Genomic DNA, 20,619 nt, shown 5'->3' with positions numbered 1-20,619 from the left:
AGGGGGACAGAACCATGACACACCCCGATTTCGAAAGATTCGATCCGGTCCGCATGGCCGATGCCGGCGGAAACAACGGCGCCTCGGGCGCCACCAACGGCAATGTGCCCGCCGACCAGCTGATCGTCCTGCCGGTGCGCAACTTCGTGCTGTTCCCCGGCGTCGTGCTGCCGCTCAGCGTCGGCCGCGCGGCCTCCATCGCCGCCGCCCAGCAGGCGGTGCGCGAGGGCCGTCCCATCGGCATCTTGATGCAGCGCGACGCCAGCGTGGAGGAGCCGAGCCCGACCGACCTGCACCGCATGGGCGTCGTCGCCAACATACTGCGCTACGTCACCGCGCCGGACGGCACGCATCACCTCGTGCTGCAGGGCGAGCAGCGCTTCCATGTCGACGAGTTCGTGCGCGAGAAGCCCTTCGTCACCGCCCGCGTGAAGCGGCTGGAGGAGAGCGAGGAACGCTCCTCGGAGATCGAGGCGCGCTTCGTCCACCTGCAGGGCCAGGCCACCGAGGCGCTGGAGCTGCTGCCGCAGGTCCCGGCCGAGCTGGTCGCCGCCGTGCGCGGCTCCAACTCGCCGGCCGGCCTCGCCGATCTGGTCGCCGCCTATATCGACATCTCGGCCGACGAGAAGCAGGAGCTTCTGGAGACGGTCGACATCGTCGCGCGCATGAACAAGGTCTCGCGGCTCTTGGCGCACCGCATCGAGGTGCTGCGCCTGTCGCAGGAGATCAGCAAGCAGACCAAGGCGTCGCTGGACGAGCGCCAGCGCGAGGTGCTGCTGCGCGAGCAGATGGCGGCGATCCAGAAGCAGCTCGGCGAGGATGACGGCAACAGCCAGGACATCGCCGATCTGGAGAAGGCTATCACCGATGCCGGCATGCCGGAGGATGTGGAGCAGATGGCCCGCAAGGAGCTGGGCCGGCTGCGCCGCATGCAGGACGCCAGCGCCGAATACGGCATGGTCCGCACCTATCTGGACTGGCTGATCGCCCTGCCGTGGAAGCTGCCGGAAACGGCGCCGATCGACATCGCGGAGGCCCGCAAGATCCTCGACGAGGACCATTTCGGCCTCGACAAGATCAAGCGCCGCATCGTCGAGTACCTCGCCGTGCGCAAGCTGGCGCCCGGCGGCAAGGCGCCGATCCTGTGCTTCGCCGGCCCTCCGGGCGTCGGCAAGACCTCGCTCGGCCAGTCCATCGCCCGCGCCATGGGCCGCAAATTCGTGCGCGTCTCTCTCGGCGGCGTGCATGACGAGGCGGAGATCCGCGGCCACCGGCGCACCTATGTCGGCGCTCTGCCCGGCAACATCATCCAGGGCATCCGCAAGGCGGGCACCCGCGACTGCGTGATGATGCTGGACGAGATCGACAAGATGGGCTCCGGCATACAGGGCGACCCGTCGGCGGCGATGCTGGAAGTGCTCGACCCCGAGCAGAACGGAACGTTCCGGGACAATTATCTCGGCGTGCCGTTCGACCTGTCGCGCGTGGTGTTCATCGCCACCGCGAACATGCTCGACACCATACCGGGGCCGCTGCGCGACCGCATGGAGATCATCCAGCTCACCGGCTACACCGACACCGAGAAGCTGCAGATCGCCAAGCGCTATCTGGTCCGCCGCCAGCTGGAAGCGAACGGCGTCAAGCCGGAGCAGGTCGAGGTCGACGACGAGGCGCTCAAAGCCATCATCCGCGCCTATACGCGGGAGGCGGGCGTGCGCAACCTCGAACGCGAGGTCGGCCGCGCCGTGCGGCACGTCGCCGTCGGCATCGCCGAAGGCAGCGTCAGCCATGCGCGCATCAGCGTCGACACGCTGCCCGAGATGCTCGGTCCGCCGATCTTCGAGGACGAGGTGGCGCTACGCGTTTCGGTTCCGGGCGTCGCCACCGGCCTCGCCTGGACCCCGGTCGGCGGCGACATCCTCTTCATCGAGGCGACCCGCGTCCCCGGACGCGGCGGGCTGATCCTCACGGGCCAGCTCGGCGACGTGATGAAGGAGAGCGCGCAGGCCGCGTGGAGCCTGGTGAAGAGCCGCGCCGAGGAGCTCGGCATCGATCCGGAGCTGTTCGCCAAGAACGACGTGCACGTCCATGTGCCCGCCGGGGCGACGCCGAAGGACGGGCCGAGCGCGGGCGTGGCGATGTTCACCGCCCTGGTCTCGCTGCTCACCGGCCGCACGGTGCGCAAGGACACCGCCATGACCGGCGAGATCTCCCTGCGGGGTCTTGTCCTGCCGGTCGGCGGCATCAAGGAGAAGGTGGTGGCGGCGGCGCGCGCGGGGCTGACCCGCGTGATGCTGCCCGCCCGCAACCGGCGCGACTATGAGGACATCCCTCAGGACGCGCGCGACCGGCTGGAGTTCGTCTGGCTGGAGCGGGTGGACGAGGCCATGGCCAATGCGCTGGAACCGCGCGAGAGCCCGGACCAGCCGGCTTTGCCGCTGAAGGCGGCGAGCTGACACCACAAACCGCCCCGGAAGCGTTTCCGGGGCGGTTTCTTTTTCCGCTCACCACGATGCCATCTGCCGTTACGTCAGTCTGGACGGCGCGGGGATGACGCTGCGCCGATTACCGGCTAGAGACGGTGCATCCATAGGCCGTCCTCATGCTTCGTTTCCTGTCGGAATACTGGCCGCACATAACGCTCGTCACGAGCGCCGCCATCGGCGTTGTGGCGGCGATCCATGCGGCGATGACGAAGGACGATGTGCGCGCCGCCATCGGCTGGGTCGGCGTCATCCTGCTGTCGCCCTTCGTCGGCGCCTTCCTCTATCTGGTCGCCGGCATCAACCGCATTCGCCAGAGCGCCGCCGGCCGCCGCCGCGCCAGCCAGGACCGCCGGCGCCACCATGAGCGCCCGCCCATCGCCATCGCCCTCTCGCCCAGCCTCTCGGCGATGAAGCGGCTGGGCGACCGCGTCGCCGCCTTCCCGCTCACCACCGGCAATGCGGTCGAGCTGCTCGACAGCGGCGATGCCGCCTATCCCGCCATGCTCGACGCCATCCGCGCGGCGAAGCGGCATGTCGCGCTCTCCAGCTACATCTTCGACAACGACCCGGTCGGGGTGCAGTTCGCCGATGCGCTGATCGAGGCGCACAAGCGCGGCGTCGCCGTGCGCGTGCTGATCGATGCCATCGGCGCGCGCTATTCGCGCCCCTCCATCGTCGGGCGGCTGATGGAGGGCGGCGTCACCGTCGACCTTTTCATGGGCAATCTGATCGGCCTGCGCCTGCCCTACGCGAACCTGCGCAGCCACCGGAAGATGCTGATCGTCGATGGCGGCCTCGCCTTCACCGGCGGCATGAATATCCGCGCCCAGTTCATGGCCGCGTTCGGCGGCGACGATCCCGCCCGCGACACGCATTTCCGCGTCGAGGGGCCGGCGGTGGAGCAGTTGCTCACCGTGTTCAGCCAGGACTGGTCCTTCACCACCGACGAGTTCCTCGACGGCCCGGCCTGGGCGGAGGCGCCGCAGGGAACTCATGGCCCGGTGGCAGTGCGCGTCGTGCCCTCCGGCCCCGACCGCAACCTCGCCAGCGCCCACAACATGATCATGGGCGCGCTCGCCGTGGCGCAGAGCCGCGTGCATGTCTGCTCGCCCTATTTCCTGCCCGACCAGCAGCTCATCGGCGCGCTCACCGTGGCCGGGCGCCGGGGTGTCGAGGTCGACATCGTCATCCCCTCCGCCAACAATCTGAAGCTGGTCGACTACGCCATGACCGCCCAACTCGACCAGGTGATCGCCGGCGAGTGCAGGGTGTGGCGGGCAGAGGGGATGTTCGACCATTCCAAGCTGATGGCGGTGGACGGATGCTGGGCCTATGTCGGCTCGTCCAACCTCGACCCGCGCAGCCTGCGGCTCAATTTCGAGCTCGACCTCGAACTCTACGATCCGACGATCGCCACGGCGATCGAGACGCGCGTCGCCGCGATGATGGCCGCGTCGCGGCCGGAGACGCTGGGGACACTGGCGCGGCGCCCCTTCCTGGAGAAGCTGCGCAACCGCGCCATCTGGCTGGCCTCGCCGTATTTGTGAGCTGCCTCGCCATCTCCGGAGCGCGGCATCCACCCCACGCTGTCGTCATGGCCGGGCTCGGCCCGGCCATCCACGACTTCGGGGACACCCAGCAGCCCAGTCTCAAGTCGTGGATGCCCGGGTCAAGCCCGGGCATGACGTCGTGATGATTGCCGACGTCTCGCGCGGCCAAAAACAAAAGCCAGCCCCGCGGACGGGACTGGCTTGAGGGAGACGGTCGGCCCGTCTCAGGAGGCAGCGGCGGCGGGCGGGAACCCGAAGGCCCGGCCCGCCGCGCAATTCCTCACGCCGCAGCGGCGGCCTTTGTGTCGACTTCCGAGATCGTCTTCAGGACCTGGGAAGCGATCTGGTAGGGGTCGCCCTGGGAATTCGGGCGGCGATCCTCAAGATAGCCCTTGTAGTCGTTGCGGATGAACGAGTGCGGCACGCGGATGGAAGCGCCGCGGTCGGCCACGCCGTAGGAGAACTTGTTCCACGGCGCCGTCTCATGCTTGCCGGTCAGGCGCATGTGGTTGTCCGGGCCGTAGACGGCGATGTGGTCGTCGAGGTTCTTGGCGAAAGCCGCCATCAGGGCCTCGAAATAGTCCTTGCCGCCCACTTCACGCATGAACTTCGTGGAGAAGTTGCAGTGCATGCCCGAGCCGTTCCAGTCGGTATCGCCGAGCGGCTTGCAGTGGAACTCGATGTCCACGCCGTACTTCTCGGTCAGGCGGAGCAGCAGGTAGCGGGCCATCCACACTTCGTCGGCGGCCTTCTTGGAGCCCTTGCCGAAGATCTGGAATTCCCACTGGCCCTTCGCGACTTCCGCGTTGATGCCTTCGTGGTTGATGCCGGCCTCGAGGCAGAGCTCAAGGTGCTCCTCGACGATCTCGCGGGCGATGTCGCCGACATTCTTGAAGCCGACGCCGGTGTAGTACGGGCCCTGCGGGGCCGGGTAGCCGTGCTCGGGGAAGCCGAGCGGGCGGCCGTCCTTGTAGAAGAAGTACTCCTGCTCGAAGCCGAACCAGGCGCCTTCGTCGTCCAGGATGGTGGCGCGCGCATTGGTGGCGTGCGGGGTGACGCCGTCCGGCATCATCACTTCGCACATCACCAGGGCGCCGTTCTTGCGGGCCGGATCGGGATAGATCGCGACGGGCTTCAGCACGCAGTCGGAGCTGCGACCCTCGGCCTGCTCCGTGGACGAACCGTCGAAGCCCCACAGCGGGAGCTCCTCAAGCGAGGGGAAGTGGTCGAATTCCTTGATCTGCGTCTTGCCGCGCAGGTTCGGGGTCGGCTTGTAGCCGTCGAGCCAAATGTACTCGAGCTTATACTTCGTCATTGCGTGTCTCTCATGAGCTGATGGACCGGAGCCGAGGCCCCCGTCGCTGTGCCGGCCGTGCGAGAAAGTCGACCGCCAACCGCTACCGCTCGTAGAAGCATTTACCGTGCCAAATGGAGAGACGGCGCGCCGCCACAGGCGCATTCCTTTGCCGGCATCAGCGGGTGGGCGCGCTGCGGGAGGGCGCGCGGCGGCGTGATTCGCCTGTCGCCAGCACGGCTTGGCCGAAACCGGCACGATTGCGGACGACATTGCGGCGCACGCGCGCAGGCAACCAAAGCGGCGCTATGGCCGTTGATGCGTCAGCATCGGCCGTGGCGTTTGGCGCTGCACAATTTCTGCCCTCATTGTGATCGCAAAATGTGCATATTGCGCAAACGCCATGCAGAAGGTGCTATATAGGCTTAAACGCTGACGCAGGAACGCGCAGCGGGAAAGGAGAAATGTGCAATGCGTACCAACATCCAGCGCGCAAGCGCGCAGATCGTCCAGTTCCCTGTCGGTGGCCGCGCGGGTCTTGCCGCCCGTCGCGCCGAGCTTCGCGCTTCCGAGCCGCTCAAGGTAAACCCGGCCGTCATCTTCGGCAGCTGGTACCACGAAGAGGCCATTCGGGAAGACGCTGGCCCCAAGAACTGACGTCGACCCGTGCCTTCACGAGCGAGACTTCCGTTCTGCGCATCGCGCATCATCCACGCCTTACCAAGAGGGCCGCGACCGACCGTCCGGCCCTCTTGTCGTATCTGACGCGCTCTAGGCTGCCTCAGCCGAACACCGACCAGCCGAGCCGCTGGGTCAGTGCCTCCAGCGCGATGCGGCCGAGATGCGAATTGCCGCTGGCGTCGAGCCCCGGCGACCACACCGCGATCGACGCCTTGCCCGGGGCGATGGCAAGGATGCCTCCCCCCACCCCGCTCTTTCCCGGCAGGCCGACGCGGTAGGCGAACTCGCCCGAGCCGTCATAGTGGCCGCAGGTGAGCATGATGGCGTTGATGCGCCGCGCCCGCTCCGCGGACACCACCGAGAAGCCGGTCGACGGATTGCGCCCGCCATGGGCGAGGAAGCGCGCGGCCATGGCGAGCTGCCGGCAGCTCATGGCGATGGCGCAGTGGTGGAAATAGACGCCCAGCGTGTAGTCGACCGGGTTCTCCAGCACGTCGAACGACTTCATGTAGTTGGCGAGCGCCCGGTTGCGGAAGCCGGTCCGTTGCTCGGAGGCGGCGACCGCCTCGTCGATGCCGATCGAACTGTCCTCAGCGAGGAAGTGCATGAAGCGCAGGATCTCGCCCAGCGCCTCGCGCGGCTGGTGGCCGGAAAGGATGACGTCGGTCACCGCGATGGCACCGGCATTGATGAAGGGGTTGCGCGGGATGCCGTGCTCGGCCTCCAGCTGGACGATGGAGTTGAACGGGCTGCCCGAGGGCTCGCGCCCCACCCGCTTCCACAACAGGTTGCCGATCTTGCCCAGCGCCAAAGTGAGCGTGAACACCTTGGAGACGCTCTGGATGGAGAAGGGCACGTCGGCGTCGCCGCCCACTGCCACCTGCCCGTCCGCCGCGATGACGGCGATGCCGAAGGCATTGGGGTCGGCACGGGCGAGCTCGGGGATATAGGTCGCGACCTCGCCGCGGTCCGGGCGGGCGCGCATCTCCTCGGCGATGTCGCTGACGATGCGTTCGAGATCGGGCACGGGGTTCGTCACCTTCGGCTGCGGGATGGCGGGGATTACCGCATCCGGCCCGTGCAACGCCAGTGCCGCGCGCTCACCCGCTGCCGAGGTCGATGAGCGAGATGCCGAGGCCGGGGCGCTTTCGGCGGTGCAGATGCGCCGGGGTCTCGGTGATCATCACCTCCAGCGTCGGCCGGACAATGCCGTCGAGCAGGTGCCCGCCGCGGGTCGAGCCGTCGGACAGGCCGAGTACGGCGTGCAGATGCAGGCTCGCCTTGCCGTCGTCGTCGCGGGCGATGTCGCCGAGCGCGCTCAGCACCTCGCACTGCTCCTCGACCGGGATGCGGCGATAGTCCCTGGTGTCGAAATCGAACCAGCCGACCGTCGCCCGCGAGAAGGCGCCGATGGCGGTGACGGAGGCGGCACTGATCCCCTCCTTCGCGGCGAAGTCGCGGATGGCGGCGAACGCCTCTTCGCCGGGATCGAGCACGAGCGCGAACAGGCGACCACCCTCGCCTTCGCCGAGCAACTTGGATTTCATCTCAGACCGACCCTAGTTTCCTGCCTGAACGGGGAACGGCAGGGCCGCCGGCATGGTTCCGCGGGAGACGGATCGTGGACGATCCCTATGACCTCAAGCGCTTCGTCAGCGCGCAGGAGACGGTCTTCGACACGGCGGTCGCGGAGCTGCGCGCCGGGCGCAAGCGCAGCCACTGGATGTGGTTCATCTTCCCGCAGCTGCGCGGGCTCGGCCGCTCGCCGACGGCCGAGTTCTACGGCATCGGCTCGCTGAAGGAGGCGCGGGCCTATCTCGCCCATCCCGTGCTCGGGCCGCGGCTGGAGCGCGCCACGCAGGCGGTGCCGTTGGAGAGCGGCCGGTCACTGCACGACATCTTCGGCAGCCCGGACGACATGAAGTTCCGCTCGTCCATGACGCTATTCGCGCTAGCCTGCGATGCGCCCGACAGCGTGTTCCGCCGGGCGCTCGACCTCGGATGCGCCGGCGACATGGACAAGGCGACGCTGGCGCTGCTGGACGAGGAGAGGGCCTGAGCCCTCACTCCAGCCCGCGCGTCAGCACCGCCAGCCAGTCGGCCTCGGTCACCACGCCGATGGGCTTGCGATCCTCATCGACCACGAAGACCGCGTGGACGCGGTCATGGGCGTAGCGGCCCAGCAGATCGATGGCGTGCGCCTCCGGCGTCGCCGTCGCGGCAGGCGTCATCAGTGCGCGGACCGTCGCCGCGGGACGGATGAGATCGCGCAGGCCGACGGCGCCGACGATGCGGCCGTCAGTGTCGAGCACCGGCAGCCGGCGCACGTCGCTCGCCACCAGCTTGGCGCGCGCCTCCTCGGGCGCGGCCGAAGCGGCGACCGAGATGAGGCCGGTGGACATCAGCTCGCGGCAGGTCAGCTGCTTGTAGGAACGCGCCAGCGCCCGCTGCTCGATGGTGCGCAGCAGCGTCTCCAGGTCCGCGGTGTCGATGTCGAAGGTCTCGCCCATCTCCTCGAGGGCGGAGGCGACATCGGAGCGGCTGAAGGTCCAGGGCAGTTCCTGCGTCGGCTTCGGCGCCGCGGCCGGGGCGGCGGGCGCGTGCGGGTAGGTATGGCCCGACATCCGGTGATAGACCCAGGCGCTGGCCGTCAGGATGACGGCGTTCACGCCCACCGGCATCAGCGGGAACCAATAGCTCGAGGACGCGCCGGCGAAGAGGCCGACCAGCGCCGCCGCGCCGCCCGGCGGGTGCAGGCAGCGCAGCAGCGACATGGCGGCGATGGCGCTGGCGACCGCGATGCCGGCAGAAAGCGCCGACAGCGGCATGAAATGGGCGACCGCGATGCCGATCAGCGCCGAGATGACGTTGCCGCCGATGGCCGGCCAGGGCTGCGCCATCGGGCTCGCCGGCACGGCGAACAGCAGCACGGCCGAGGCGCCCATGGGCGGCACGATCCACAGGAGATCAGTCACGTTCCCCGCCGCCACGGCGCTGACAAAGGCGGTCAGCGCGATGCCGACGAGGGCACCGAGGCAAGCGAGGATACGGTCGCGCAGCGTGGCGCCGGCGAGGATCGGACGGAACAGTCTTATGCGTGCAAAGGCTGACAAGGCCCACTCCAAATGCATCGCCAGGGGGGATGGCCGCGGACGCGCGCCCGCCACGCAGGCGACGAGCAGCCCGGCCGATGACACCAGGACGAGGGCAGTGGTGGAAACGGCCATCACGCCAGTCCGGGCTGAATCCGGCCCATGCCGGAATCGAGGGAAAGCAGCAGGCTCTGGAAGCCCTGCCGCCGGTCGATGAGGTCCGCCAGCGTGTAGCGGTCGAGCACGGCGAGGAACGCCATCAGCGCCTCGTCCAGCACCGAGGATAGGCCGCAGCCGCGCGACAGCACGCAACGCGGGCAATCGACGAGGTCGAGATCGTCCTCGGTGTGCCGCAGCAGGTCGCCAACCACGATCTCGTTCGCCGGCCGCGCCAGCCGGAAGCCGCCATTGCGCCCGCGCGTGCTCGCCACATAGCCGGCCCGCCCTAGGTCGTTCATGACCTTCATCAGGTGGTTCTGCGAAATACCGTAGGCTGCCGCCATCTCCGATATGGAGCACGGACGGTCGCCGCGTGCCGCGAGATAGAGCATCACGCGCATGGCGTAATCGGAGTAGCGGGTCAGTCGCATGCGGAACTGTCTGGAGCTTTTCTAGTTCGCCAAATCATGCATACTCTATACATGATTTCTGCAGAGGCCAACACCATGACCGATACCGCCGCGGCAACAGCGCAGCCCGCTCATGTGGATCAGCGAGGCCCCCGCGCCTTCGTCGTCGAGAGCCGCCACAAGGAGAGCGAGGTCATCACCTCCTTCGTGCTGCGCCCGGCGGATGGTCGCCCGCCGGCGCCGCACGAGGCGGGGCAGCACCTCACGTTGTTCGCCGAGGTGCCGGGCCATGGCCGGCAGAAGCGCAACTTCACCATCTCCTCGGCGCCGAACGGCGAGACCTACCGGATCACGGTGAAGCGCGAGCCCGCCGGCACGGTCACCAAATGGCTGCACGATTCAGCTGAGCCCGGCACGCGGCTCGACATCGCCCGGCCGGACGGCAGCTTCGTGCTGCCGCGCGGCGACGAGCGACCCATCGTCATGGTGAGCGCCGGCGTCGGGCTGACGCCGATGGTGGCGATGCTGGAGGAATTCGTGCGCGAGAAGCGCCACGTCCGCGTGCAGTTCGTCCACTGCACCCAGAACGGCGGCACGCATGCCCTGGGAAAGCACGTCCGCGACCTCGCCGCCGCCTCGGACGGGATCGAGACGACCTTCCTCTACACGCGGCCCGAGAGCGGCGACGTGGCCGGGCGCGACTTCGACATTTCCGGCCATCTGAGCCTCGACTGGCTGGCCGCGCATACGCCGCTCAATGAGGCCGAGTATTTCGTCTGCGGGCCGCTGCGCTTCCTCAGGGACTTCGTGCCGGGGCTGGCGCAGCGCGGCGTGCCAGTGGAGCGGCTGAACTACGAGTTCTTCGGGCCGGTCGAGGACCTGTTCGGTGACGCCACCGATGGCGGGACGACCCCCTCACCGCAATCGGGCACGGTCGCTGCGCGAACGGCGCGCGCGGTGCACGGCTTCAGCCGCGAGCAGATCGGCGACGCACTGCTCGACAGCGCCGCCGACGCCATCATCGCCAGCGCCACCGACGGCACCATCGTGCTGTGGAACGCCGGCGCCGAGCGCATCTTCGGCTTCACCGAAGAGGAGGCGCTGGGCCAGTCGCTCGACATCATCATCCCCGAGCCGTTCCGCGCCCGGCATTGGGAAGGCTATGACGAGACGATAGCCTCGGGAGTCAGCCGCTATGGCGCCGGCGACCTGCTGGCGGTGCCGGGCCTGCACAAGGACGGACGGCGCATCTCGATCGAGTTCACCATCGTGCTGATGAAGGACGAGACCGGGAAGGTCACCGGCATGGTCGCCGCGCTGCGCGACGTCACCGCCCGCTTCGAGGAGACCAAGGCGCTGAAGAAGAAGCTGGCGGCGCTGGAGGCTGCCACCGGCGGGAACTCCTAGCCGAGCGCCGGCTCGGTGCGCGCCAGCAGGCGCCGCAGTTCCGGGATGCAGGAGCCGCAATTGGTGCCGGCCTTCAGCGCCGCGCCGATGCCGGCGAGCCCCGCCGCCGGATTGCCGGCGATGAAGGCCTCGATGCTGTCCTGCGCCACGCCGTGGCAGGCGCAGATGACCGGGCCGCAGGCGCCGCCGCTCTCCGCCCGGCCCGAGAGCACCTGACCGCGCCGGGCAATATCCCGCTCCTCGTCGGCGAACCACGACAGCGCGCCGGACCAGTCGAGACGACGGTCCGAGCGCTCGACGAAGGCCACGAGGCGGATGCGGCCGGCCTCGTCGAAATCAGCGAAGCGGTAGCGCCCGGCGCCGGCATCGTCGAGACGCACCGCCCCTGTCTCGTCCCCTAGCCATGCGTGCAGCCAGTCCTGCGGCGGGCGGTCATCGGCGAGGATGTAGGCGATGGCGCCGTCGAGCGTGGCGCGCGCCCACCATTGCGCCGGCGGCGGCGTCATCGCCTGCCGCGACAGCACGAAGCCGCGGAACGGCATCTCGACAGGCACGAGGGTCACTGGTGTCGCCTTCGCCTCCGGCTGGCCGGAGGCAGGATCGGTATCGCCCGCGACCAGCGCGCCGAGACGGCCGCAGGAGGAGGTCGCCTCGCTCCAGTGGATCGGCACGAAGACGGTGCCACGCGGCTGGCCGGCGGCGAGGCGCGCCTCCACCGCCAGCGCGCCATGCGCCGACGCCACCCGCACCATCGCCCCGTCCGTAATGCCGAGACGTGCGGCGTCCTCCGCATTGATCTCGGCGAAGGGCACCGGCAGATGCGCGCCGAGCCGAGGGCTGAGACCGCTACGGGTCATGGTGTGCCACTGGTCGCGGATGCGGCCGGTGTTGAGGAGGAACGGATAGGCCTCGCTCGTCGCCCGCGCCAGTTCGGGACGCCGGGGCGGCACGAAACACGCCTTGCGGTCGGACGTATAGAAGCCGCCCTCGGCGAAGAAGCGCTTGCTCTCCCCCGCCCCGCGCACCGGCCACTGCACCGGCGCGAGGGCGTCGAACGCCGCATCGTCGAGGCCGGCAAGGCCCGACAGGTCGAAATCGCGCGTGCCGCCATTCTCAAAGGCGGAGAGCGCGGCATGCTCGCGAAACACCTCGGCAGCGGAGCGCCATTTGAAGGCGGCGGCATGGCCCAGCCGCTTGCCGACCTGCGCGATGGCCCACCAGTCCGCCTTCGCCTCGCCCGGCGGCGACAGGAAGGCGCGCTGGCGCGAGATGCGCCGCTCGGAATTGGTGACGGTGCCGTCCTTCTCGCCCCAGGCGAGCGCCGGCAGCACCAGATGCGGCCGGCAGCCCAGCGTGTCGTTGGCCGCGACATTGTCGGAGACGGCGAGGAAGTCGAGCCCGCGCAGTGCCTCGCGCACGCCGTCGGCGCGCGGCAGGCTGACCGCCGGGTTGGTGCCCATCACCCACAGCGCCTTCACCTTGCCGGCGGCGATGGCATCGAACAGCGCGACGGCCTTAAGCCCCTCGCGTGTCGCCATATGCGGCGCCTGCCAGAAGCGGCCCACCCGGTCGACGCTCCCGGGCGAGAAATCCATATGCGCGGCGAGCTGGTTGGCGAGGCCGCCGACCTCGCGCCCGCCCATGGCGTTGGGCTGGCCGGTGAGCGAGAACGGCCCCATGCCGGGCCGGCCGATGCGGCCGGTGGCGAGATGGCAATTGATGATGGCGTTGACCTTGTCGGTGCCCTGCGCCGACTGGTTCACGCCCTGCGAATAGCAGGTGACGACGCGCTCCGTCCGCTCGAACAGGCGGTAGAATTCCTCCAGCGCCTCGGCCTCCACGCCTGCCGCCCGTGCCGCCGTGGCGACATCCGGCGCCAGCTCGCGCGCGGCGGCCAGCGTCGCCTCGAAGCCGCTCGTGTGGGCGGCGATATAGGCGTCGTCCAGCGCGCCGTGCTCTGCCAGCCGGACCAGCAGGCCGGAGAAGACGATCGAATCCATGCCTGCGCGAACGGGGAGGAACAGGTCGGCCTCGTCGCCGGTGGCGGTGCGGCGCGGGTCGATGACGACGACGCGCGTGCCGCGCCGCGCCCGGGCCGCCTCGATGCGGCGGAACAGCACCGGGTGGCACCAGGCGGCATTCGAGCCGACCAGCACCACGAGGTCGGCCTCGTCGAGGTCCTCATAGCAGCCCGGCACCGTGTCCGAGCCGAAGGCGCGGCGATGGCCGGCGACCGAGGAAGCCATGCACAGGCGCGAATTGGTGTCGACATTCGCCGTGCCGAGGAAACCCTTGGCCAGCTTGTTGGCGGCGTAATAATCCTCGGTCAGCAACTGGCCGGAGAGATAGAGCGCGACGGAATCCGGCCCGTGCCGGTCGATGGTGTCGCGGAAGGCGCTCGCGATGCGGTCGAGCGCCGTCCCCCAGCCGATGCGCAGCAGCGGGCCGTCGCCCTCGCGTGCCATGGGATGGAGCAGCCGCGTCTCCAGCCCCAGCGTCTCGCCGAGCGCCGAGCCCTTGGAGCACAGCCGGCCGAAATTGGCGGGATGCTCGGGGTCGCCGGCGATCAGCGCCCCGCCCTGCCCGTCCAGCGTCGCCAGCACGCCGCAGCCGACGCCGCAATAGGGGCAGGTCGTGCGCACCGCCGGCCTGCCGGACGATGCAGCGGCGACCACTTCGCCGAGCGGCGGGGGCACCGGCGCGTTCATCAGTAGACGTCCGCCTGATAGCGGCCGGCCTTCTTCAGTCCGGCGACATAGGCGAGGGCGTCGTCGGTGGTTCTGCCGCCATGGGCGGCGACCACCTCGACCAGCGCCCGCTCGACATCCTTGGCCATGCGCTTGGCGTCGCCGCAGATGTAGAAATGCGCGCCCTCCTCCAGCCAGGCGAACAGGTCGGCGCCGACCTCGCGCATGCGGTCCTGCACATAGACCTTCTCGGAGCCGTCGCGCGACCAGGCGAGCGTCAGGCGCGCGAGGTGGCCGCCGGCACGCATGCCGGAAAGCTCGTCCTCGTAGAAGAAGTCGCAGTCGCTGCGTTGATGGCCGAAGAACAGCCAGTTGCGGCCCTTGGCGCCGCTCGCCATCCGCTCCCACAGGAAGGCGCGGAACGGCGCGACGCCGGTGCCCGGCCCAACCATGATGACGGGCGTCGCGGGATCGGCCGGCAGGGCGAAGCCGTGCGCCTTCTGCACATAGGCGCGCATCGGCGTGCCCGGCTCCAGCCGGCCGGACAGGAAGGTCGAGCCGACGCCGAGCCGGGTGCGGCTGCCGAGCTTGTAACGTACCGTGTCGACGGTCAGCGACAGCCGGCCGGGCGTCGCCTTCGGGCTCGACGAAATGGAATAGAGGCGCGGCTGCAGCGGCTCCAGCGCCTCGACCAGCACCTCGGCGGCGATGGCGGGCCGGCCGAACTTTTCCAGCGCGGCGAGCACGTCGAGGCCGGCCGCGTCGCCGTCCGGGTCCTCGCCGGCCGCCAGCGCTCGGGCGCGCCGCCGCGCCTCGCCGCCGGTCAGGTAGGTGAGGAGCTGGAACAGCCCGTCCGGCGCGCCGCCGAGCGAGACATCGCGGGCGAGGATGTCCGCGACGGTGCGGCCCTCAATCTCCTCGCTCCCGTCGGCGCCGATCGCGGCCAGCACGGCGGCGACGAGGGCCGGATCGTTCTCCGGGAAGATGCCGAAGCTGTCGCCCACCGTGTAGTCGAGCCCGGCGGCGGCGAGATCGAACTCGACGTGCCACGTCTCCTTCTCCGAGGCGCCCTTGTTGAGCCGATGGCGGGAGACGAGGGTGACGAGGGCCGGGTTGTCGCGCGAGGTGCCGGGGGCACCCACAGGGGCAGCAGGTGCCGACGTCGCCGGCACGGCGGCGGGCGCGCCATCCAGCTCGGCGGCGAGCGCCTTCAGCATGCGCGCCGTCTCCTTGCCGCCGGGGGCGCAGAGATTGAGCTTGGCCTCGGTGCCGGCGGCGAGCGCGGCGGCGTAGCTCTCGCAGACATAGCCGCACTGGCCGCAATCCTGCTGCGCCATGGCGGCCATAAGACGCCGCGGCAGCGGGCGGCCCTCGGCCAGCTTCATGCGCTCGTCCAGGGGCATGGCGGGATCGTGCCAGGGCGCGCCGTCGTCCTCGATGGCCGGCGCGGCGGGTGCGTCGAGCGCCACCGGCGTGCCGGTCGGCGGGGCGAGGACGGCGGCGAAGAAGCCGTTCAGCCAGGCGCGCTGTTCCTCGCTGAAGGGCGCGGTTTCCGGCAGGTAGGAAACGGCCGGCATCGGCTGCAACATGGGTGCATTCATGCCGAAATCTCCGCTGCCATATCGACAAGGGAGCGTAGAGCCTCGGGCTCATGACGACGGGTGAAGCGGGCGAGCGTCTCGGCGTCGTCCATGCGGTTGGCGAGCCAGGCGCGCAGCAGCGCCTCGACCCGAACTGGGGCCTCCTCCTCGCGCACGTCGCGCCAAAGCTCACGGCCGATGGCGGCATCCGGCCCGAAGCCGCCGCCGACCACGACATGATAGCCGGCGACGGTGTCGCCCTCCTCGTTCAGCGGCACGCGCGCGCCGACGAGGCCGATGTCGCCGATGTAATGCTGCGCGCAGGAATGGTGGCAGCCGGTGACATGGATGTTCACCGGCAGATCGACCGCGACCCGGCCCTCGCAATGGCGGGCGATGGCCTCGGCGGTGGCCTTGGTGTCGGCATTGCCGAACTTGCAGCCGGCCGCGCCGGTGCAGGCGACGAGGCCGGCGCGGATGGCGGTAGCGCGGGAGGTGAGGCCGAGCGCCTCCAGCGCCGCCTCGACCAGCGCGACATTGGCGTCGGCAACGCCGGAGAGGATCAGATTCTGCCAGACGGTGAGGCGCAGCTCGCCATCGCCGAGGTCGCGGGCGATGCGGGCGAGTCCGCGCATCTGCTCGACGCTCATCTTGCCGACCGGCAGCACGACGCCGACCCAGTTCAGCCCCTCCTGCGTCTGCTTGTGCACGCCGACATGGGCGAGGCGGTCGGGCTCGGGACGCGGCGCCACCGCCTCGGCTGGCACGCGCGTGAGCTTGGCCCCGAGCTTCTCCTCGGCGGCGGCGAGGAACTTCTCGAAGCCCCAGGCATCGAGCAGGTACTTCAGCCGCGCCTTCTTGCGGTCGGTGCGGTCGCCATGGTCGATGAACACCCGTACCATGGCGTCGGCGACGGCGGTCGCCTCTTCCGGGCGCACGATCACGCCGGTGTCGCGGGCGAGGTCGAGATGGCCGGTGATGCCGCCCAGCACGACGCGAAACCACACGCCGGGCGCCACACCGAAGCCGTCCGCCACTTCCACTGCCTGGAAGCCGATATCGTTGGTCTCCTCCAGCGCTCCGATGCGCCCGCCACCATCGAAGGCGACGTTGAACTTGCGCGGCAGGCCGTAGAGCGAACGGTCGGCGAGGATGTGGTGATGCCATTCCAGCGCATAGGGCCGCGTGTCGATCAGCTCCTGCGGATCGATGCCGGCGGCCGGCGAGCCGGTAACGTTGCGGATATTGTCCGCCCCGGCGCCGCGCGAGGTGAGGCCGAGCCCGACCAGCCCTTCCAGCACGGCCGGGCCTTCGGTGACCGGGATCTCGCGAATCTGCAGATTGGCGCGGGTGGTGATGTGGCTGTAGCCGCCGGCATGGTGTTCGGCGAGGTCGGCGACGCCCTCGAACTGCCAGTGCTTCAGAATGCCGTTCGGGATGCGCAGCCGGCACATATAGCTGTCCTGCGTCGGGGCGACGTAGAACAGGCCGTGGAACTTCCAGCGGAAGACGTCGCCGCCCTTTGGGAAGGCGCCGTCGCGGGCATGCTGCTTCATGCGCGCATAGGAATCGAGGCCGAGCTCCTCGCGCTTGATCTTCTCCTCATTGACCAGCTTGCGGCCCTCGGCCTCGAAGCGGGCCATGGCCCGGTGCGCGGCGGCGTCGGGGCCGGTCGGCTCGGCAGCGACGACCGGCGCCGACGCGGCGTTCGCGGCGCTTCCGGTGATGCCGCCGGAAGCGCGGGTGGCGGCGATGCCGGCGACGAAGCCTTCAAGATAGCGCTTCTGCTCGGGAGAGAAATCGGAGCCCATCACGCGGCCTCCCTGGCAAGGTTCGGAAGGGGAAGGTCGGGACGGCCAAAGGCGATGTCGGCGCGCTCAGCGGAGATGTCGCGTCCCGAACGGATCAGGTCGAGGTAATAGAGGCCGTCCGCCGTGTCGCCGAACAGCACCGCGCCGACGAGCCTTGTGCCGGCGGCGTCCGGGCGCAGCACCAGCCGGCGGTAATGCTCGGCGCGGGCATCGAACAGCACGATGTCCTGCGTGTCCGCGCCGCCCATGAAGTCGCCGGCGGAGAACACCTTCACACCGGAGACCTTGAGGTTGGTGGCGGTGACGCTGCCCTCGTAGCGGGCCGAGCCGCCGGCGAGCCGCGCCGCCAGCACCCGCGCCTGCTCATAGGCCGGCTCGACGAGGCCATAGACCTGCCCGCGATGCTCCGCGCATTCGCCGAGCGCGTAGACGCCGGGCATATCGGTGGCGAGCCCGTCATCGACCAGCACGCCGCGCTGGCAGGCGATGCCGGCGGCGCGGGCGAGTTCAGCATTCGCCCGCACGCCGCAGGCGACGATGACGAGGTCCGCCGGCAGGCAACGGCCATCGGCGAGGCGCAATGCCTCCACACGATCGGTGCCCTCGATGCATTGCGTCGAGGCGTTGAGATGCACGGCGATGCCGCGTGCCTCCACTGCGCGCTTCAGCAGGCCGGCGGCGCGGGCATCGAGCTGGCGCTCCATCAGCCGGTCGGCGAGATGGATCACCGCGGTCTCGATGCCGGCGCCTGCGAGGCCGGTCGCGGCTTCCAGGCCCAGCAGCCCGCCGCCGATCACCACCGCCCGGCGGCCGGGGCTGGCCGAGGCGAGGATGGCCTCGACATCGGCCCGGTCGCGGAAGGTCATGACGCCGGGAAGCTCCATGCCGGGCACCGGCAGGCGGATCGCCTGCGAACCGGTGGCGAACACCAGCTTGTCCCAGCCGAGCACCGTGCCGTCGGCGAGCACGGCGTGGCGCGCCTCGATGTCGATGGCGGCGACCGGGCAGCCGGTGCGGACGGTGACGCCCTTGGCGCGCCACCAGGCGGCGGAGTGCAGTTCGATGTCCGGTGCGCCGATCTCGCCGGCGAGCAGGCAGGAGAGCAGCACGCGATTATAGGCGAGGTGCGGCTCGGCGCCGACGACAGTGACGTCGAAGCGGCCGTGGGCGGCGCTGTCGAGCTCCTCGCAGAGCTTCGCCGCCGCCATGCCGTTGCCGATGATCAGCAGGCGCTCGCGCGGGAGACGGATGGCGGGGTTCATGGCTGCACCCCGACGATGCGGCCGAAGGGCGATTCCTGCACCGGCGGCGCCGCCGACTTGAGGGCATCGATCATCACCGTAGCGAGGACGTGATAGGCCTCGGTCCAGGCCATGCGGACCTCGGGCGTGAAGCCCTCGCCCAGCCCCTTCTCCAGCGTCCACAGCAGCGCCGCGCCGACCGGCGCGAAGTGCTCGCCGGTCACGCCGTAGCCGGCATGGCGGGCGCCGAGCCGCTGCACCACCGGCAGCAGTGCCGGCAGGTCGTCCAGGCTATTCACGACCACCGCCAGTGTGGTCATCAGCTTGCGGCCCTGCTCGGTGAGGTCGGCCGGAAACAGCGGACGAACCTCCGGCGCGATCTGGAACAGGCGGCCGTAGAAGAGGGCGGCGGCATCATCGGCGATGGGGCGGACCTTGGCGAAGCTCTCGCGGACGAGAGCGATGCGCTCGGGCGTCATGGCGATCTCCTCAGGCGGCTTCGACGAAGCGGTGGCGCTCGTAGAGGAACTTCAGCACCGCCTCGCGGCAGGCGAGGTAGGTGGGGTCGGTCACCAGATCGAGTCGGCGGCGCGGGCGCGGCAGCTCGACGTCGAGCACCTCGCCGATGCGCGCCGAGGGGCCGTTGGTCATCATCACGATGCGGTCGGAGAGCAGCACCGCCTCGTCGACATCGTGGGTGATCATCAGCACGGTGTTGCCGATGGCGGCGTGGATCTGCATGACCGAATCCTGCAGATGAGCGCGGGTGAGCGCGTCGAGCGCGCCGAAGGGTTCGTCCAGAAGAAGAACCTTGGGCTCCATGGCGAGCGCGCGGGCGATGCCGACGCGCTGCTTCATGCCGCCGGAAATCTCGGCGGGGCGCTTGTCCTTCGCGTGGACCATCTGCACCAGTTCGAGATTGTGCAGGGTCCAGTCGTGCCGCTCGGCGCGGTTCTTCACGCCGGAGAACACCTTGTCCACGGCGAGGCGGACATTGTCGTAGACCGACAGCCAGGGCAGCAGCGAGTGGTTCTGGAACACGACGGCACGGTCGGGGCCGGGGCCGTCGACCTGCCGGCCTTCGAGGATGACGCCACCCGTGGTCGCCGGGGTGAGGCCGGCGACGATGTTGAGCAGGGTGGACTTGCCGCAGCCGGAATGGCCGATGATGGAGATGTACTCGCCCCTGGTGACGTCGAGCGAGACTTCCTTCAGCACCTCGGTGACATTGCCGCCGCGGGCGAAGACCTTGTCGATGTGGTCTAGCTTGAGATAGGCGGTCATGGGAGCCTCCTCAGGCGGCGGTGCCGCGGGTGACGAAGGCGCCGATGCCGGCGACGAGGCGGTCGAGCACGAAGCCGACCACGCCGATATAGACCAGCGCCACGATGATGTCGGACAGGCGCGAGGAGTTCCACGCGTCCCAGATGAAGAAGCCGATGCCGACGCCGCCGGTGAGCATCTCGGCGGCGACGATGGCGAGCCAGGACAGGCCGACGCCTATCCGAAGGCCGGTGAAGATGTACGGCGCCGCCGCCGGCAGCATGATCTTGGCGAAGAACTCGAACGGGTTCAGCCGCAGCACCTGCGCGACGTTGCGGTAGTCCTGCGGGATGTTGCGCACGCCGACCGCGGTGTTGATGATCACCGGCCAGATGGCGGTGATGAAGATCACGAAGATCGCCGAGGGGTTGCTGTCGCGGAAGGCGGCGAGCGCGATCGGCAGCCAGGCGAGCGGCGGCACGGTGCGCAGCACCTGGAAGATCGGGTCGAGCCCGCGCATCGCCCAGACCGACTGGCCGATCAGCACGCCGAGCAGGATGCCAACGCCAGCCGCGAGGCCGAAGCCGATGGCGACGCGCTGCAGCGACACCAGCACGCGCCAGCCAAGGCCGATATCCTGCGGCCCGTTGACGAAGAACGGGTCGACGATGAGGTCGTAAGAGTCCTGCCAGATCGATGAAGGTGGCGGCAGGGTGGCGCCGGGCCCGGCGCAGAGCAGCTCCCACAGCCCGAGCAGCAGCATCAGCACGACGAGCGGCGGCACCAGGGTGACGGCGAGCGAATGACCGAGGGTCGCGAAACGCCCCGGCGCGGCGGCCGGGCGGGCCGGGAAGACGAGGCGGACGACCTTGGCGCCACTCTTGCCGCCGGCGGCGGGCTTCGGCGGCACGGTCGTCTCGCTCTTCAGGGCGGTGAGGGACATGGGTTGCTCCGAATT

At 69.6% G+C, this 20,619-nt stretch carries 17 protein-coding genes; 5 read left to right on the top strand and 12 right to left on the bottom strand.

Annotated elements, in window-relative coordinates:
• Window positions 1-14 precede the first annotated feature (14 nt).
• Window positions 15-2,456 carry an endopeptidase La gene (gene lon, locus SNOV_RS02110; RefSeq protein WP_013165254.1) on the top strand — a complete coding sequence of 814 codons (2,442 nt, stop codon included), beginning with the start codon at window positions 15-17 and terminating at the stop codon, window positions 2,454-2,456.
• Between the two features lie 146 nt (window positions 2,457-2,602).
• The gene (locus SNOV_RS02105; protein ID WP_013165253.1) at window positions 2,603-4,033 is read left to right on the top strand and encodes a phospholipase D-like domain-containing protein; all 1,431 of its coding nucleotides are present in this window, start codon (window positions 2,603-2,605) and stop codon (window positions 4,031-4,033) included.
• A gap of 283 nt (window positions 4,034-4,316) precedes the next feature.
• Here the strand turns inward: SNOV_RS02105 and SNOV_RS02100 are convergent, their stop codons facing one another.
• A complete protein-coding gene (locus SNOV_RS02100; RefSeq protein WP_013165252.1) occupies window positions 4,317-5,351 on the bottom strand; it encodes a glutamine synthetase beta-grasp domain-containing protein in 1,035 nt (344 codons plus the stop codon).
• Window positions 5,352-5,801: 450 nt separating this feature from the next.
• On the opposite strand from SNOV_RS02100, the gene SNOV_RS02095 reads away from it, so the two are divergent.
• Window positions 5,802-5,987, top strand: coding sequence for a DUF2735 domain-containing protein (locus SNOV_RS02095; RefSeq protein ID WP_013165251.1), 186 nt, complete (start codon window positions 5,802-5,804; stop codon window positions 5,985-5,987).
• Window positions 5,988-6,111: 124 nt separating this feature from the next.
• On the opposite strand, the gene SNOV_RS02090 is transcribed toward SNOV_RS02095, so the two are convergent.
• Together SNOV_RS02090 and SNOV_RS02085 are read right to left on the bottom strand one after the other, a co-directional pair.
• A complete protein-coding gene (locus tag SNOV_RS02090; RefSeq protein ID WP_041782711.1) occupies window positions 6,112-7,038 on the bottom strand; it encodes a glutaminase in 927 nt (308 codons plus the stop codon).
• Between the two features lie 73 nt (window positions 7,039-7,111).
• Entirely contained in the window at window positions 7,112-7,558 is a 447-nt protein-coding gene (locus tag SNOV_RS02085; RefSeq protein WP_013165249.1) for a PPC domain-containing DNA-binding protein, read from the bottom strand.
• Between the two features lie 74 nt (window positions 7,559-7,632).
• Here SNOV_RS02085 and SNOV_RS02080 point away from each other — a divergent pair, with 74 nt between their 5' ends.
• The gene (locus tag SNOV_RS02080; RefSeq protein WP_013165248.1) at window positions 7,633-8,070 is read left to right on the top strand and encodes a DUF1810 domain-containing protein; all 438 of its coding nucleotides are present in this window, start codon (window positions 7,633-7,635) and stop codon (window positions 8,068-8,070) included.
• A gap of 4 nt (window positions 8,071-8,074) precedes the next feature.
• Here SNOV_RS02080 and SNOV_RS02075 read toward each other — a convergent pair whose 3' ends face one another.
• On the bottom strand, window positions 8,075-9,124 hold the full coding sequence (locus tag SNOV_RS02075) for an HPP family protein (protein ID WP_244412841.1): 1,050 nt from the start codon (window positions 9,122-9,124) through the stop codon (window positions 8,075-8,077).
• Between the two features lie 113 nt (window positions 9,125-9,237).
• Window positions 9,238-9,693 (bottom strand): RrF2 family transcriptional regulator, encoded by a 456-nt coding sequence (locus SNOV_RS02070; protein WP_013165246.1) that lies wholly within the window; start codon window positions 9,691-9,693, stop codon window positions 9,238-9,240.
• A gap of 75 nt (window positions 9,694-9,768) precedes the next feature.
• Here SNOV_RS02070 and SNOV_RS24300 point away from each other — a divergent pair, with 75 nt between their 5' ends.
• Window positions 9,769-11,079 (top strand): PAS domain S-box protein, encoded by a 1,311-nt coding sequence (locus SNOV_RS24300; protein ID WP_049785678.1) that lies wholly within the window; start codon window positions 9,769-9,771, stop codon window positions 11,077-11,079.
• Here SNOV_RS24300 and SNOV_RS02060 read toward each other — a convergent pair.
• The 7 genes from SNOV_RS02060 to ntrB are packed head-to-tail and all read right to left on the bottom strand — an operon-like array spanning window position 11,076 to window position 20,604.
• Complete coding sequence (locus tag SNOV_RS02060; protein WP_013165244.1) at window positions 11,076-13,787, bottom strand: nitrate reductase; 2,712 nt, start codon at window positions 13,785-13,787, stop codon at window positions 11,076-11,078. The genes SNOV_RS24300 and SNOV_RS02060 overlap by 4 nt on opposite strands.
• On the bottom strand, window positions 13,787-15,367 hold the full coding sequence (locus SNOV_RS02055; protein WP_013165243.1) for a sulfite reductase subunit alpha: 1,581 nt from the start codon (window positions 15,365-15,367) through the stop codon (window positions 13,787-13,789). Before SNOV_RS02055 ends, SNOV_RS02060 begins: the two co-directional genes overlap by 1 nt.
• A complete protein-coding gene (locus SNOV_RS02050; RefSeq protein WP_013165242.1) occupies window positions 15,364-17,157 on the bottom strand; it encodes a NirA family protein in 1,794 nt (597 codons plus the stop codon). The genes SNOV_RS02055 and SNOV_RS02050 overlap by 4 nt, the downstream gene beginning before the upstream one ends.
• Window positions 17,157-18,419, bottom strand: a complete 1,263-nt coding sequence (locus SNOV_RS02045; protein WP_013165241.1) for an NAD(P)/FAD-dependent oxidoreductase — start codon at window positions 18,417-18,419, stop codon at window positions 17,157-17,159. Before SNOV_RS02045 ends, SNOV_RS02050 begins: the two co-directional genes overlap by 1 nt.
• Window positions 18,416-18,877 (bottom strand): globin family protein, encoded by a 462-nt coding sequence (locus tag SNOV_RS02040; protein ID WP_013165240.1) that lies wholly within the window; start codon window positions 18,875-18,877, stop codon window positions 18,416-18,418. The genes SNOV_RS02045 and SNOV_RS02040 overlap by 4 nt, the downstream gene beginning before the upstream one ends.
• Before the next feature lie 10 nt (window positions 18,878-18,887).
• A complete protein-coding gene (locus tag SNOV_RS02035) occupies window positions 18,888-19,682 on the bottom strand; it encodes an ABC transporter ATP-binding protein (protein ID WP_013165239.1) in 795 nt (264 codons plus the stop codon).
• Window positions 19,683-19,692: 10 nt separating this feature from the next.
• A complete protein-coding gene (ntrB, locus tag SNOV_RS02030; RefSeq protein WP_013165238.1) occupies window positions 19,693-20,604 on the bottom strand; it encodes a nitrate ABC transporter permease in 912 nt (303 codons plus the stop codon).
• Window positions 20,605-20,619: the final 15 nt, after the last annotated feature.

Origin of the sequence: Ancylobacter novellus DSM 506 (assembly GCF_000092925.1) — a bacterium.
In the GTDB taxonomy this organism is placed as follows: Bacteria; Pseudomonadota; Alphaproteobacteria; order Rhizobiales; family Xanthobacteraceae; genus Ancylobacter; species Ancylobacter novellus.
The sequence above is the reverse complement of the archived record's forward strand: the minus strand, read 5'-3'. Positions and strand labels throughout refer to the sequence as shown.

Coding starts and splice junctions, on each gene's coding strand:
- lon (WP_013165254.1), top strand. CDS start 15: ATGACACACCCCGATTTCGAAAGATTCGATCCGGTCCGCATGGCCGAT.
- SNOV_RS02105 (WP_013165253.1), top strand. CDS start 2,603: ATGCTTCGTTTCCTGTCGGAATACTGGCCGCACATAACGCTCGTCACG.
- SNOV_RS02100 (WP_013165252.1), bottom strand. CDS start 5,351: ATGACGAAGTATAAGCTCGAGTACATTTGGCTCGACGGCTACAAGCCG.
- SNOV_RS02095 (WP_013165251.1), top strand. CDS start 5,802: ATGCGTACCAACATCCAGCGCGCAAGCGCGCAGATCGTCCAGTTCCCT.
- SNOV_RS02085 (WP_013165249.1), bottom strand. CDS start 7,558: ATGAAATCCAAGTTGCTCGGCGAAGGCGAGGGTGGTCGCCTGTTCGCG.
- SNOV_RS02070 (WP_013165246.1), bottom strand. CDS start 9,693: ATGCGACTGACCCGCTACTCCGATTACGCCATGCGCGTGATGCTCTAT.
- SNOV_RS24300 (WP_049785678.1), top strand. CDS start 9,769: ATGACCGATACCGCCGCGGCAACAGCGCAGCCCGCTCATGTGGATCAG.
- SNOV_RS02060 (WP_013165244.1), bottom strand. CDS start 13,787: ATGAACGCGCCGGTGCCCCCGCCGCTCGGCGAAGTGGTCGCCGCTGCA.
- SNOV_RS02055 (WP_013165243.1), bottom strand. CDS start 15,367: ATGAATGCACCCATGTTGCAGCCGATGCCGGCCGTTTCCTACCTGCCG.
- SNOV_RS02050 (WP_013165242.1), bottom strand. CDS start 17,157: ATGGGCTCCGATTTCTCTCCCGAGCAGAAGCGCTATCTTGAAGGCTTC.
- SNOV_RS02045 (WP_013165241.1), bottom strand. CDS start 18,419: ATGAACCCCGCCATCCGTCTCCCGCGCGAGCGCCTGCTGATCATCGGC.
- SNOV_RS02040 (WP_013165240.1), bottom strand. CDS start 18,877: ATGACGCCCGAGCGCATCGCTCTCGTCCGCGAGAGCTTCGCCAAGGTC.
- SNOV_RS02035 (WP_013165239.1), bottom strand. CDS start 19,682: ATGACCGCCTATCTCAAGCTAGACCACATCGACAAGGTCTTCGCCCGC.
- ntrB (WP_013165238.1), bottom strand. CDS start 20,604: ATGTCCCTCACCGCCCTGAAGAGCGAGACGACCGTGCCGCCGAAGCCC.